Annotated in this window: 10 protein-coding genes; 9 read left to right on the top strand and 1 reads right to left on the bottom strand. The window is 45.9% G+C overall.

Annotated features, from left to right (window positions below; all coding sequences use genetic code 11):
* Nucleotides 1–5: 5 nt before the first annotated feature.
* The 5 genes from MKY85_RS04130 (at nucleotide 6) to MKY85_RS04150 (ending at nucleotide 7,034) form a co-directional block, all read left to right on the top strand.
* A complete protein-coding gene (locus MKY85_RS04130; RefSeq protein ID WP_342571857.1) occupies nucleotides 6–1,598 on the top strand; it encodes a response regulator transcription factor in 1,593 nt (530 codons plus the stop codon).
* 157 nt (nucleotides 1,599–1,755) lie between these two features.
* On the top strand, nucleotides 1,756–3,429 hold the full coding sequence (locus tag MKY85_RS04135; RefSeq protein WP_342571858.1) for an extracellular solute-binding protein: 1,674 nt from the start codon (nucleotides 1,756–1,758) through the stop codon (nucleotides 3,427–3,429).
* 138 nt (nucleotides 3,430–3,567) lie between these two features.
* Nucleotides 3,568–4,542 carry an ABC transporter permease subunit gene (locus MKY85_RS04140; protein WP_249913521.1) on the top strand — a complete coding sequence of 325 codons (975 nt, stop codon included), beginning with the start codon at nucleotides 3,568–3,570 and terminating at the stop codon, nucleotides 4,540–4,542.
* 15 nt (nucleotides 4,543–4,557) lie between these two features.
* Nucleotides 4,558–5,457 carry a carbohydrate ABC transporter permease gene (locus MKY85_RS04145; RefSeq protein ID WP_339239579.1) on the top strand — a complete coding sequence of 300 codons (900 nt, stop codon included), beginning with the start codon at nucleotides 4,558–4,560 and terminating at the stop codon, nucleotides 5,455–5,457.
* The gene (locus MKY85_RS04150; protein ID WP_342571859.1) at nucleotides 5,454–7,034 is read left to right on the top strand and encodes a glycoside hydrolase family 43 protein; all 1,581 of its coding nucleotides are present in this window, start codon (nucleotides 5,454–5,456) and stop codon (nucleotides 7,032–7,034) included. The genes MKY85_RS04145 and MKY85_RS04150 overlap by 4 nt, the downstream gene beginning before the upstream one ends.
* A gap of 114 nt (nucleotides 7,035–7,148) precedes the next feature.
* Here MKY85_RS04150 and MKY85_RS04155 read toward each other — a convergent pair whose 3' ends face one another.
* Nucleotides 7,149–8,093 carry an alpha/beta hydrolase gene (locus tag MKY85_RS04155; protein WP_342571860.1) on the bottom strand — a complete coding sequence of 315 codons (945 nt, stop codon included), beginning with the start codon at nucleotides 8,091–8,093 and terminating at the stop codon, nucleotides 7,149–7,151.
* Between the two features lie 197 nt (nucleotides 8,094–8,290).
* Here MKY85_RS04155 and MKY85_RS04160 point away from each other — a divergent pair, with 197 nt between their 5' ends.
* From MKY85_RS04160 to MKY85_RS04175, 4 genes are all read left to right on the top strand, one after another.
* Nucleotides 8,291–8,620, top strand: a complete 330-nt coding sequence (locus tag MKY85_RS04160) for a metalloregulator ArsR/SmtB family transcription factor (protein ID WP_017690603.1) — start codon at nucleotides 8,291–8,293, stop codon at nucleotides 8,618–8,620.
* 165 nt (nucleotides 8,621–8,785) lie between these two features.
* On the top strand, nucleotides 8,786–10,561 hold the full coding sequence (gene sulP, locus MKY85_RS04165) for a sulfate permease (RefSeq protein ID WP_342571861.1): 1,776 nt from the start codon (nucleotides 8,786–8,788) through the stop codon (nucleotides 10,559–10,561).
* 232 nt (nucleotides 10,562–10,793) lie between these two features.
* The gene (locus MKY85_RS04170) at nucleotides 10,794–12,383 is read left to right on the top strand and encodes a hypothetical protein (RefSeq protein ID WP_342571862.1); all 1,590 of its coding nucleotides are present in this window, start codon (nucleotides 10,794–10,796) and stop codon (nucleotides 12,381–12,383) included.
* Nucleotides 12,384–12,412: 29 nt separating this feature from the next.
* A complete protein-coding gene (locus tag MKY85_RS04175; protein ID WP_342571863.1) occupies nucleotides 12,413–13,408 on the top strand; it encodes a phosphotransferase in 996 nt (331 codons plus the stop codon).
* Nucleotides 13,409–13,442: the final 34 nt, after the last annotated feature.

The raw sequence follows: 13,442 nt of genomic DNA on the forward strand, positions 1-13,442 counted from the left end.
AGGATATGATCAACGTGCTGATTGTGGACGATGAGCCATTTATTCGCCAAGGACTTCAATTGTTAATTGATTGGGAGTCTTACGGTTTCCAGATTTGTGGTCAGGCTTCCAATGGCAAGCAGGCATTGGAAGCCATACGCGCTGTGCAGCCGGATCTGGTCATTTCCGACATCAAGATGCCGGAAATGGACGGCATGCAGCTTGCTCAAACCTTGTATGAGCAATATAACGGTGATATCAAGCTGATTCTGCTTAGTGGATTCTATGAGTTCGGATATGCCAAGCAGGCAATTAAATATCAGGTGAATGACTACATTCTCAAGCCTATCGTGAAGACAGAACTGGTACAGGTGCTGGAGGAGTTCAGGGATGCATTTCATGCGCGGACAGAAGAGAAGCGTTATCAGCAAAAAAAGGATCAAATGATTATGGCTCAGCATATGCAGTCAATCTTGCTTGGGGTGGCTGAGGAGGAGGCTGTTACGAGTCTGCAGCCGCACTATCAAGATGCTGGCACAATGCGTTGCATTCTGATTGAGGTGGAAGGCATTCCAGAACAGGGAACGGATTGGTGCGCTCGGGTTGAGGCATGGGTGGGTGAGCCCTTGCCGGGGCAAGTTTTGAAGCCGTTCACAGGTGATAAAAATGCGATTCTGCTCATTGTTACGGATTCGATGGTGAAACGTAAGGCAGCGGCCTTGGAGCACTATTTGACCCAACTACATACCGAGCTGAGCCGCGATCAAGGGGCGGTGGTTGCTTGTTATGTCGGGAAGGAAGTACAGGGGTTGGAGGCGCTGCATGAGTCTTATCAATCCTGCAGCATAATGAAAAACTTACGTTTCTTCACCACGTGTGGGCCCATTTATTATTTCGAGCTTATGGATACGAACTTATTTGTTAATCGGCCTGGTCAATTCGAAAAACAATTGTTTGATGGGCTGGTCAAGTCTATCGAGGAACAGCAGACGGATGAGCTATACAGCCATGCAAAGGCCATTTTTCAATATTTTCTGGATGAGCGAATCGAGCCTGCTATTGTCCGAATCCACTTGCACTATTTGGCATACAATTTGCTGGATCTTGTGAATAACGATACGGTTACTCCAGATTCCAGGCTGATGGAATCGGCTTTTCTGAAGGTGAACTACGCGATGTTATCCATGGAGGAAAACATTGAACATTTATGTGAGTTCTCGCTTATGTGTGCAGAGGAGCTGAAGGAGCAGCAAAAGTCGAAAGGGATGGGCATATTAGCCAAGATTGAGGCCTTCATTCACGAGCATTACAGAGAGAATATCAGCCTGAAGCTGCTGGGAGAGCAGTTCTACATGAACAGCGCATATCTGGGACAGATTTTCAAAAAGCATTACTCGATCAGCTTCAGTGATTATTTGAATCAATTGCGAATAGAGGAGGCCGCGCGGCTGTTGCGCAGAACAGATCAAAGAGTATACGAGATTGCAACAATGGTGGGATATCGGGACTCCGATTATTTTATTAGCCGGTTCGAGAAACTCATGGGGGAGACGCCTGCACAATATCGTAAAAGTGCCCATGCTGCGTACTCTCTTGATTCAACATCCTGCACTCCTTGACGGAGCGGCGGGATATTTTTTTCGCAGATACTGGAATTAGTGGGATTCCGTCTATAGTTTATCCCGTTGAGAGGGGCATGGAAGCATGATAATTTTAAGTCAGCCTTTGGAAAGCGCTTTCCAAAAAGCTTCTGTCAATATAATCGATGGAGGGGTCATGATGAAAAAGGATGTTAGAAAAAGAATCAAGTATAGTGCTCTGCTAGCTTTAATACTGGTCATTGCACTCGCTGGATGTACACCGGGATCGTCCTCGAAAGGGGAAACAACAGCAGATGGAAGGGAATTAAAACAGTTTTCAGCCTTTTTTGCCGTACCTGGGAAAATTGCGCCTGACGATAATCGGGTGTTAAAAGCCATTGAGGAGAAAACAGGCGTCAGAGTTACGATGGACTGGCTTACGGGCCAAACAGCCAAAGAACGAATTGGTGTGCTCATTGCAGGCGGCGAATATCCCGACTTTATCGATGGGAGTGACGGTACTCAGCAACTGGTAGCAGCAGGGGCGTTAGTACCACTTGAGGATTACATCGATAAATATCCAAACATCAAAAATTACCTGGGTGAAGACTGGAAGAAGATGAAAAATACGACGGATGGACATATCTACTTCATTCCTCAGTTCGGCAATATACAAGAAAAGTCGATGAAAGTAACCCATGATGGAGAAGCGTTCTGGATTCAGAAGGCCGTACTGGAATGGGATAATTATCCGACCATCAAAACACTTGACCAATACTTTGACTTGATTGAACGGTACAAAGCAGCGCATCCGACCGTTGATGGTCAGCCAACCATTGGATTCGAGATTATCTCTTATGACTGGCGTTATTTCGCACTGGAGAACCCTCCGCTCTTCATGGCTGGTTATCCTAACGAAGGCGCAGCCATCGTTGATAAAGAAACGCTGACGGCCAAAAACTATAATACTATTCCCGAAGCGAAAGCATATTTCAAGAAGATCAATGAAGCATATCATCAAGGCCTGGTCGATAACGAAACCTTTACAGCAAACTATGATCAATATATATCCAAAATTTCAACCGGACGTGTGCTGGGCATGGTGGATCAAGGATGGCAGTTCCTTGACGCCGAAGCATCACTCGTGAAGCAAAAATTGTATGACAAAACCTATGTACCGTTGTCCATCACACTCTCCGAGGATGTCAAAGGACGTTATCAGAACAATCCAATCCTTAACGTAAATGGTGGCTTGGCCATTACTAAGAGTTGCGAGGATATCGAAGGGGCACTTCAATATATTAATGATTTGCTGGACCCTGAGATAGAGGTATTGAGAACCTGGGGACAGGAAGGCGTGGATTACCAGGTGGATGACAAAGGCGTGTTCTCCAGAAATGAAGAGCAACGTGCGAATTCCAAAGATCCGGACTGGGTGCTTGCGAATACGGGAAGCCCATTGGTCTATTTCCCGCATCATGAAGGCATGACCGCTGATGGGAAGAATGCTCTTGATCCTAAGGAGCAGTCGGAGGAGTACCTTGCCACATTGAATGACATCGATAAAAAAGTGCTCAAGGCTTATGGATATACGAAGTTTACCGACTTCCTGGAGCCTGCGGAGGAAAATGAACCGTGGTTCCCGATCTATACCTATAATTTCGAACCGAATAAACCGGAGACCATTGCCAGACAGAAGATGGACGATGTTAAACGCAAATGGCTGCCAAAGGTGATTATGACTTCACCAGCCGAATTTGATAAGGCTTGGGAAGAGTATCAAGCCACGCTCAAGGAGAGTGCAGATATTAAAGCGTATGAAGATGCGCTGACGGAAGAAGTTCGCAGACGTATGGAACTGTGGGGATAAAGGCCTGTCACACCGGAAGGCTATGGGGAACCCCGTAGCCTTTCTTACACGCCAGATTCGGGAAGATTGGATAGGAAAGGAATCGATTCATCCAGACTGGGTGATATAGATAAACTCGTCAGCAAGGAGAGAAAAAACATGGCCAAAAAGGAGCTGCAGCCTTCGTTAAAGACCAGCCATATCCCAGCGGGAACAAGCTGGATCGGGTACAACCTGTCCAGAATGAAAAGTCAGCGACAATTAATGTGGATGTCATTTCCGTTTATTGCGTTTATCGCTATTTTTGCGTATGGGCCATTATGGGGCTGGTTGATGGCTTTTCAGAATTATAGACCGGGCATTGGTTTTATGGAGCAGGATTGGGTTGGGCTGGATCATTTTCGAACGTTATTCACGGACCCTACATTTTTACGTGTCATTCGCAATACGCTGGCGATGAGCCTGATCAGTCTGTTTCTGGGATTTGTCGGTTCAATTGGTCTGGCGCTCTTATTGAATGAGCTGCGGATGGTATTGTTCAAACGCGTGGTACAGACGGTCTCTTACCTTCCGCATTTCCTGTCGTGGATCATCGTAACAGGGATCGTTGCGAATGTATTGTCAACGGAAACCGGAATTGTGAATGTACTGCTGACAAAATTGGGTCTGATTGATGCACCGATCAACTTTTTTGCGGAACCCAAATACTTCTGGGGGATTGTGGGTCTATCCAGCATGTGGAAGGAAATTGGCTGGGGTACGATCATCTATCTGGCGGCCATGGCGTCGATTAATCCGAGCTTATACGAAGCAGCTTCCATTGACGGAGCCGGCCGCTTTCGCAAAATGTTCAATGTCACACTTCCAAGCATCAAACCAACGATCATTATCCTGCTTATCATCAACGTGGGTAACGTACTGAACGCAGGTTTTGAGATTCAATACTTGCTGGGGAACGGACTTGTGCAGGATGTGTCCGAGACAATCGATATTTTTGTTTTGAAATACGGAATTAATCTCGGCAACTACTCACTTGCCACCGCCGCAGGCATTTTCAAAAGTGTGGTCAGTCTCGTGCTCATATTTATCGCTAACGGGATTGCCAAGTCTCTTGGTGAAGAGCGGTTGATATGATAAGGGGGCAGAACTGTGAAGCGATTTCGTAGAAGACGAAGCTTGGGTGATTCAATTTTTTCCATCACGAATGGCATATTTATGTTGCTTGTCATGGTTGTTACGTTATATCCTTTTTTAAACACCATTGCCGTATCTTTCAATAACGGGCTGGATACGATCCGCGGAGGGATCTATCTCTGGCCGAGGGAATGGACACTGCAAAATTATGTCTCCGTATTCCAGAATCCGAATCTGACACAAGCTGCATTTATTTCGGTTGCCCGAACCGTGGTTGGAACGGTTGTGCAACTGTTCTGTACCGCGATGTTGGCCTATGTGCTGAGCCGCAAGGAGTATATGTTTAACAAATTGGTCACGACGCTGTTCGTAGTAACGATGTATTTCAGCGGCGGTTTAATTCCAGGATACATGCTGATCAAACAAGTGGGGCTGCTGAACAGCTTCTGGGTATACATTATTCCCGGCTTGATCGGGGTGTTCAACATGATTGTCATTCGTACCTACATTCAGGGACTCTCGGAGGGATTGATAGAATCAGCGAAGATGGATGGAGCTGGAGATTTTCGGATTTTCATGCGCATCGTGCTTCCGCTGTCCAAGCCGGTGTTGGCTACAGTTGCTCTGTTCATTGCTGTAGGTCAGTGGAACTCCTGGTTTGACTCCATGTTGTACACGGCGGGTAATCGGAATTTGACCACTTTGCAGTATGAGCTTATGAAATTATTATCCTCTGCGACCTCACAGGGTGGAACCGTCAACGTGGATTCATACAAAAATGTGACCAACATGGTGACTCCTGTATCCATTCGTGCAGCAATCACGGTTGTGACGGCCATGCCGATCGTTTTACTGTATCCGTTCTTGCAAAAATACTTTGTCACTGGACTCACCATTGGAGGGGTAAAAGAATGAAAAATGCAAATCAAAACGAACAATGCTCGTTTAACAATCCGATTATGCCCGGGTTTTATCCAGATCCGTCCGTTTGTCGGGTGGGTGAAGATTTTTATTTGGTGACCTCGACTTTTGCCTATTTTCCTGGGGTTCCGATCTTTCAGAGCCGTGATCTTGCACATTGGAAACAGATTGGCAATGTACTGGATCGCCCTTCACAATTGAATCTTCAGGGAGCAGGGCATTCACAAGGAATATTCGCTCCAACGCTTCGGTATCATGAAGGGACCTTCTATATGATTACAACCAACGTATCACATGGCGGCAATTTTGTTGTAACCGCTACCGATCCGGCTGGGCCATGGTCTGATCCTTATTTTATCGAAGGCGCAGAAGGAATAGACCCTACGATTTTCTTCGATGACGGCAAAGCATATTACCTGGGTACACGTCCTTGTTCCGAGGGAGTTCGTTATAACGGAAACTGGGAAGTTTGGCTGAGGGAGCTTGATCTGACCACCATGAAACTGGTGGGGGACAGTTACGTGCTCTGGCGTGGGGCCATGGTTGATGTTATTTGGCCTGAAGGACCGCATCTGTATAAGATCGACGAATATTACTATTTATTGATTGCAGAGGGCGGCACAGGACCCAACCATGCCGTGACCATTGCGCGTAGCCAAAGCTTAACCGAAGGGTACGTTGGAAATCCCAATAATCCAATCATTACACATCGCCATTTGGGCAAACGATACCCTATTGTTAATGTGGGACATGCCGACTTGGTGCAGGCTGCGAACGGTCAATGGTTCATGGTCATGCTTGCTTCGCGTCCTTACGGTGGGAGCTTCAGCAATCTGGGGCGGGAGACGTTCCTTGCTTCGGTCATTTGGGAGGACGGATGGCCAGTTGTCAATGAAGGGCGCGGCATCCTGGAGGAGCAGGGTACGCTGGATTTAAAACCTGTTCCGGTAGAGCCCCAACTGCGTTTTGACCATTTTGACAGTGATCGTCTGGGCTTGCAGTGGATGTTTTTGCGCAATCCTCAGGAAGACCTGTATTCATTAACCGAGCGAAAAGGATATCTGCGATTGAAGCTGAAACCGCAAACATTGAAGGAAAAAGAGAATTCCAGCTTTGTCTGCCTGCGGCAAAGGCATATGGATTACGTGGCAGCTACAGCGATGGAATTTGTGCCCGGTAATGCAAATGAGACGGCTGGTGTTGTCGTCATTCAGAACGATCAGTATCATGTACGTATTGAGCGTGCACTGGTTGAGAAACAGCAGATGCTGCGTGTGGTGACCTGTATAGATGGTCAGGATACTCACATTGCGCAGGTCGCGCTGGATGATGAAGTATCGCGGGTGTATATCAAATTGGCCGCGACAGGTCAGCAACTCAACTTCTACTACAGCACGGATGGAAGTCAGTATCATCTGGTTGCGGAACAGGTGGATACAAGCAGCCTGAGCACTGAAGTGGCCGGCGGCTTTGTTGGCTGCTGTATCGGAATGTTTAGCAGCAGCAACGGGACTTCATCGGATCAGGTAGCGGATTTTGACTGGTTTGAATATGGTTCCTATGAAAGTTAGTTAGATGACAGAATAACAGCAAGTAAGCTCAATCCGGTGGCGGTAGTCCAGGGATTGAGCTTTTTTTTCTTTTTGTTTAAGCGAAAACTGTGGGGAGTGGGGCCGCGTTACAGTTTATTGTCCAGCTTCATGTGCTGAGCTTTTTATGATGTTAACAATTTTACGCTGAGCATCCCTGGCTTCCGGAATCGGATAGAGGACGAAGACATGATTCATTTTGGGATAAACGTATGTTTGGTGATCGATTTTCTGATCCGTCAGCAGCTTGTCGAGCTTCATATTATCAGGAAACAAACCTTCGTGAGTTCCGATAAAGATGCTGATTCTGCCAAGGCCGGCGAAATCTCCGTAGATTGGACTGATTAACGGGTCATTTAGAGGTTTATCAGCTGCCCAGATTCGCCGGATGACATCATATCCTTCCACAGCGAGCATCGGGTCGCGGGTCTCGTATTCAAATATGACCGGATTGTCCAGCACCATATCCACACAAGGTGATAACAAGATGATATCTTTGGGCTGCGAGAGATCATGCATTTTCAGATAATGGGCTAAGGCTAGGGATATGTTGCCTCCTGCGGAGTCCCCCATAATGGTGAGTTGTGCCGGGTCGTCCACAGAGGCGAGCAAATCCCGATATAGATTGAGCAGTTTCGGATACGTGTGCTGATAATTAAAATGAGGAACCTTTGGATAGATGGGAGCAACCACCTTGGCATTCAGAGCCTGAGCCATGCGGTCCATGAATTTCCAGTGTAAAGAGAGCGGCTGGTGTGTATGCGCCCCGCCATGAATGTAGAGAATGACCCTCTGTTCACGGGAATGCTGATCGTTTAATGTGAATACCTGCATGTCTTCATGGGAGCGTTCTTTGATGGAAGATGACCATTTTGTTTTAGCCAAGGTATAGGGTTTAATGTTTTCCAAGCCCATATGATCCAGATGTTTGCGAGTAAGCTCGCGTGTTGAAAAATTCTTTTTGGTATCTAACGTTGCGATATATTTCTCGAATAGAAAACTCGTCAACGAGCGTTTATGATTATGGATATACAGATTCATTGAGGAATCACCCTTCCTGATGGAGTTCAGATATAAGATCTGTGAAGAAGAATATAAATAAAGTATAAAGGTTGAAGTGTACTGCATGGTCAATCTTAATTTTTCCATCGAATCGTTTACGGTTAGAGTAAAGCATGGTATCCGTTCTATGTTATGATATTTGCATCTTCAAAAGTTCGATTGAAGGGGCATAGCGTATGAATCAAAGCATACAACAGTTTAAAGCGGATTTTTTCAAAGCGTTGGCACACCCGATGCGGATTCAGATTCTGGAGCTGCTGAGTGAAGGAGCCAAGAATGTGAATGAACTGCAAAGCATTCTGGGATCGGAAGGCTCTGCTGTTTCACAACAACTGGCTGTACTGCGCAGCAAAAACGTTGTTCATGGAATCAAAGAAGGCACAACCGTCACCTATTCGCTGCGTGATCCGCTGATTAAGGACCTGCTGGCAGTCACCAAACAGATTTTTGACAATCATCTGGTTGATGCCATTTCCATGTTGGAAGACATTCGTAAAGAGTCCTGACACAACAAACAAGAGCAACTGGGTGTCATCACCGGAGGTTCTTGTTTTTTGTGTTAGTCTCCTGCCGGAAATAGTGTGCAATCCGATTGACGGATGTGTGCGGGGGAGTAGTCTTTTATTTATATTCAAATATTTAAATATATGAAGAAAAGAAGGTTTTTGTACATGAGATGGATGGGGAGATATGCAGGTTACAATGCTGCCGCTTTTCGCAAGGATCTGTTATCGGGGCTGATTGTAGGTATTATTGCAATTCCACTCGGTATGGCCTTTGCCATCGCTTCCGGGGTCAAACCGGAGTATGGATTGTATACCACAATAATCGCAGGGATTCTCATTTCCTTGCTGGGTGGGTCTAAGTTCCAGATTGGCGGGCCAACGGGTGCATTCATTCCGATTCTATTCGCCATTGTGATGCAGTATGGATATGAGAATCTGTTGATCGCGGGAATGATGGCTGGTTTGATGCTTGTTCTTATGGGCGTATTCAAGCTTGGGGCATTAATCAAGTTCATTCCCAGGCCGGTGACAATCGGTTTCACGGCAGGAATCGCCGTTATTATTTTTAGCGGACAGATTCCGAACTTCCTGGGACTTCGCGGCATCGAGAAGCATGAGGACTTCTGGTCCAATATGAAAGAAATTGGGATGCATATCTCGACAGTTAATATATACAGCGTGCTTACAGCTGGAATCTGTCTGGCTGTTCTTCTGCTTTTGCCCAAGTTTGCACCGAAGGTTCCTGCATCACTGGTGGGACTGATTCTTTCGACGGTCGTCGCAGCGTTCTTTTTTGAAGGGCAGGTGGCTACGATCGGTTCGTCCTTTGGCGCCATACCTAACGCCTTGCCTCAGTTTCATGTGCCGGAGATCACTTGGGAACGTATCATGAACTTGCTGCAACCCGCTTTTGTCATTGCCATGCTGGGTGGCATTGAGTCGTTGCTGTCAGCTGTGGTTGCCGATGGCATGACCGGAAGTCGACATAACAGCAATCGGGAGTTGATTGGGCAGGGGATTGCTAATATGGTGACGCCGCTATTCGGGGGCATTCCTGCAACAGGAGCGATTGCACGTACGGCAACGAATATCAAATCCGGCGCAGTATCGCCATGGTCTGGCGTGATTCACGGTGTAGTGGTACTGCTGGTACTTGTTCTCTTTGCGCCATATGCATCCCACATTCCTCTTGCCAGTATGGCTCCCGTTCTGATGCTGGTGGCTTGGAACATGAGTGAACGGAGATCCTTCATGCATGTCATGAGAACCAAAACGAGCGATTCACTCGTTCTGCTCATTACCTTTTTGCTTACTGTATTTACAAGTTTAACGACGGCTGTAGAGGTGGGGTTGATTCTGGCTGTTGTTTTATTCGTTAAGCGGATGAGTGAGATGTTGAAGGTTGCCAAAGTACTGCCCGATCCCGAGCATAAACATGAGAAAGTCATGGCCCACATGGTTCGGGAAGGACATGACTGTCCGCAGATCAGCTTATATACGATTGAAGGACCTTTATTTTTTGGTGCGGCAGATATGTTCGAGAAGTCGGTCATGGATTCCATTCATCGTCGACCGGGCATTTTGCTGTTGCGCATGGGTAAGGTACCCTTTATGGATACAACAGGCGAGGCTAACCTGGCGAGTTTAATCAAGCATTTTGAACGGTCGGGCAGGATTGTATTGTTATCGGGCATACAGGAGCAGCCGCTTGAGATGTTGAAACGAACGGGTCTGTTAGAGCGTTTAAATCCTGCACATCGGTTTGAACATACTGGGGAAGCCATTAATTATGCGTTACAGCATTTGAACGAGGAGAAGTGTAAGGGGTGCAAACATTTTGCCTTTCGTGAATGTGCTGTATTGTCGAGCGCTGGAACCGATCCAGAGCGTATGAACCGGCTGAAGACTGGAAAGCGGGCCAATGCAAGTAACCCTGTATGATCACCAAAAGAGTGCGTGTTAAAATGAACTTTGATTATAAATATAGGCCGTAAGATCGACATTTTGAAAAAAGGTTCCACCCATCAGGCAAATTTCAGACGTGGGAGCAGTGTGCGCTCACGTCTTTTTTTATTTTTCATAAGATTAATTTATAGAGGGTCTAGATATCATTCCAATAAATTCCTATGTACGATATATTAAGAATATATTAATAAAGAAGGAAGGGAATAATGTGTTCTACCGAAAATGGTTCACCGTTTGCCTGACGATTGCGCTAGTGATGTCTTCCCTGGTATTCATTGAACCCACGTATGCTGAGGAAGGGCCGATAGCAAGCTACCGATATACACCGAACGAGGATGGCAGCATTTTTATTGAAGGGGTAGGCTATAATTCCAAAAATGAAAAAGTTAGCTTACGAGTGAGTACAGGAGATTTTGTCATCGTTGGGAAGAAGAAAGAGTATAAGCGCGTTATCTTGTTTGAAACAACGGTGCCAGCGAATAAAAATGGATATTTTGCCGTGACTACTATTCCCATAGATGCTGCACAGGTACAGCGAAATTCCATTACAATATCCTTCTATGATGAACGAGGAAAGGAATCCAGTATCTCCCCGGACTATCCTTTGCCCGTGCCGAAGGTGGATACGAATATTTACTATGTAGATCCTGATCATCTCCCCGAGGGAGAATATGATAAATATAAGGACGACTATACCCCGCAAACAAAGGTGATCATTGATTATTCCCAATATGGAGTAGGCAGCGCTGCACCCGATGTGCATTTTGCAAAACAGATCAAACAAGTGGTTAAACCGATATCAGTAGCAGCAAGTGATACGCATGTTATTGCTCTTACCGCTGACGGTACGTTATATGGTTGGGGAGATAATTTACATAATGAACTTAACAATAGTATTTATCCAGTACTGCCTGTTACGAAAATCAACAAGGTATCTAACGTTAGCCAAGTCGGAGCGGGAGATCGCTTTTCACTGTATTTAACCAAGCAAGGGGAACTGTTTGGCTGGGGTGATCTGAACTATTTAGGCATTCAAACGAAAACTGGAACACCTCAGAAGGTTACTCTTGTACCTGAAGCAATCAAAAAGATGGATGTTTATAGTAACGGGGTTGTGTTGTTAACTCATTCAGGTAATGTGTATCAACTTGGTGGGGCTCCAGGTACAGGTATGAAACTTCTGAAAAATCATTCGAGGAAAATTGGGATTACAGGTGTTATTGATGTAACCATTGGTGATCTGAATCGAGCTTACGCTGTGAAAAAGGATGGTACGGTCTGGTTCTGGGACACGAATATGAAAGAAACCGAAACGATAGCAACACCTATTCAAGGATTCAAGAACATACGGCAGATTTCTTCCTCAGGAGCGAACAATCCGTACCTCATCGCAATTGATCAAAAAGGAAATCTATGGGCTTGGGGTAGCAATTCTTCACGCCAATTGGGCTTCAATGTGACTCAGAAGATGTATAAGCCAATCATGATTAACAGGGGACCCATTCGGATTACGAAAACAGGATATTACTACCCTCAGGAAGATTTGGTGTACAAGTCCATATCTGCTGCGGATAACGGAGCCCTGGTGATTACCGACAAAAATGAGATGCTCTTCATGGGGTATAATGCGGGCACGATCGTATATGCCGATACAAAGGAAGCTCAACGTTCGTACCAGAATGTGACGCTCATTGAAACAAGTAAGAGTAACATGTACTGGGTATCGGGTGGCAAGTTGTGGGTTGCAGGATATCGTAATGAACTGGGTCAGCTCGGTTTCGGTGTTAAGTTGAACTAAATATCATTTCAGAGTGAAGGAGTATACATATGTCCATTCAACCGACTGCTTTACGTTCAGTGCTTAACCCCAGGTATCTGGAGTCTGCATTGAGCAATCAGTATGACCTTGGAACATGGGAAGAATGTTTGTTTTGGCTTAGAGGATTGAATGATACCTACCGGGTTCGCACGTCCAGTGGTATCTATATTCTCCGGATCTACCGCACTGAAATCACGGAGGAAGATGTTCAGTATGAGCTTTCGTTATTGTCTCAACTCAAGAACGTTCTAGGTTCTGCGGAACATACCGATATTGGAGAATATATTCAGAAGAGAGATGAGACTGGATATACGGTGCTGGAGGCGGCAGAAGGCAAACGGGTTGCTGTAATGTTTAGTTATATTGAGGGCACGGAGAACAACTTGGAGGATGAGGAGTCTTGTTACGCCTTTGGTCAATCTGCCGCTGAATTGCATAAGGCTATGGATCAGGTGAACGTGGGGCTGCCGCGATATGAGCTTGATTTGAAATTTCTCATCGACGAACCCTTAGAAAGAATCATCCGGTATATCGGTGAGAACCATGAAGCAGCAGCATTCCTCCATACGTTTGCAACAGCATTAAAAGAACGCATCTTTGCCACTTCCAGCCAAGACCTGGACTTTGGTCTGTGCCATGGTGATATGCATGGGAATAACAATGCATTTCAACAGGAGCATTCGTTTATTCATTATGACTTCGAATGGGCAGCCAAAAGCTGGCGTGCTTACGATCTGGCCCAAGTGAAAATTCGGAAACGGCAGTCGGGTGATTCAGGGCAGAAACAAAGACTATGGGATGCGTTGATGAAAGGATACCGGTCGGTCCGGAAGTTTACGGATGCAGATGAACAGGCGGTTGATCTCTTTATTATCGCTCGAAGGTTCTGGGTGATGGGTCTGGATGTTGCTTTTATCGAAAGTGATATGGGAGCTCTGGATTATGGCGAGGATTGGCTGAATGATTTTCTGGAAGAGTTCCGAGATACGGGGATTGTATCATAGCGAAGATGAATATTATTTAAGATGTATGCATGAA

Source organism: Paenibacillus sp. FSL R5-0749 (assembly GCF_038595085.1).
Lineage (GTDB): Bacteria > Bacillota > Bacilli > Paenibacillales > Paenibacillaceae > Paenibacillus.

What these genes read in the sequence shown, in the direction of transcription:
- MKY85_RS04175 (WP_342571863.1), top strand. Translation starts at nt 12,413, where the DNA reads ATGTCCATTCAACCGACTGCTTTACGTTCAGTGCTTAACCCCAGGTAT.
- sulP (WP_342571861.1), top strand. Translation starts at nt 8,786, where the DNA reads ATGAGATGGATGGGGAGATATGCAGGTTACAATGCTGCCGCTTTTCGC.
- MKY85_RS04130 (WP_342571857.1), top strand. Translation starts at nt 6, where the DNA reads ATGATCAACGTGCTGATTGTGGACGATGAGCCATTTATTCGCCAAGGA.
- MKY85_RS04140 (WP_249913521.1), top strand. Translation starts at nt 3,568, where the DNA reads ATGGCCAAAAAGGAGCTGCAGCCTTCGTTAAAGACCAGCCATATCCCA.
- MKY85_RS04150 (WP_342571859.1), top strand. Translation starts at nt 5,454, where the DNA reads ATGAAAAATGCAAATCAAAACGAACAATGCTCGTTTAACAATCCGATT.
- MKY85_RS04155 (WP_342571860.1), bottom strand. Translation starts at nt 8,093, where the DNA reads ATGAATCTGTATATCCATAATCATAAACGCTCGTTGACGAGTTTTCTA.
- MKY85_RS04135 (WP_342571858.1), top strand. Translation starts at nt 1,756, where the DNA reads ATGATGAAAAAGGATGTTAGAAAAAGAATCAAGTATAGTGCTCTGCTA.
- MKY85_RS04160 (WP_017690603.1), top strand. Translation starts at nt 8,291, where the DNA reads ATGAATCAAAGCATACAACAGTTTAAAGCGGATTTTTTCAAAGCGTTG.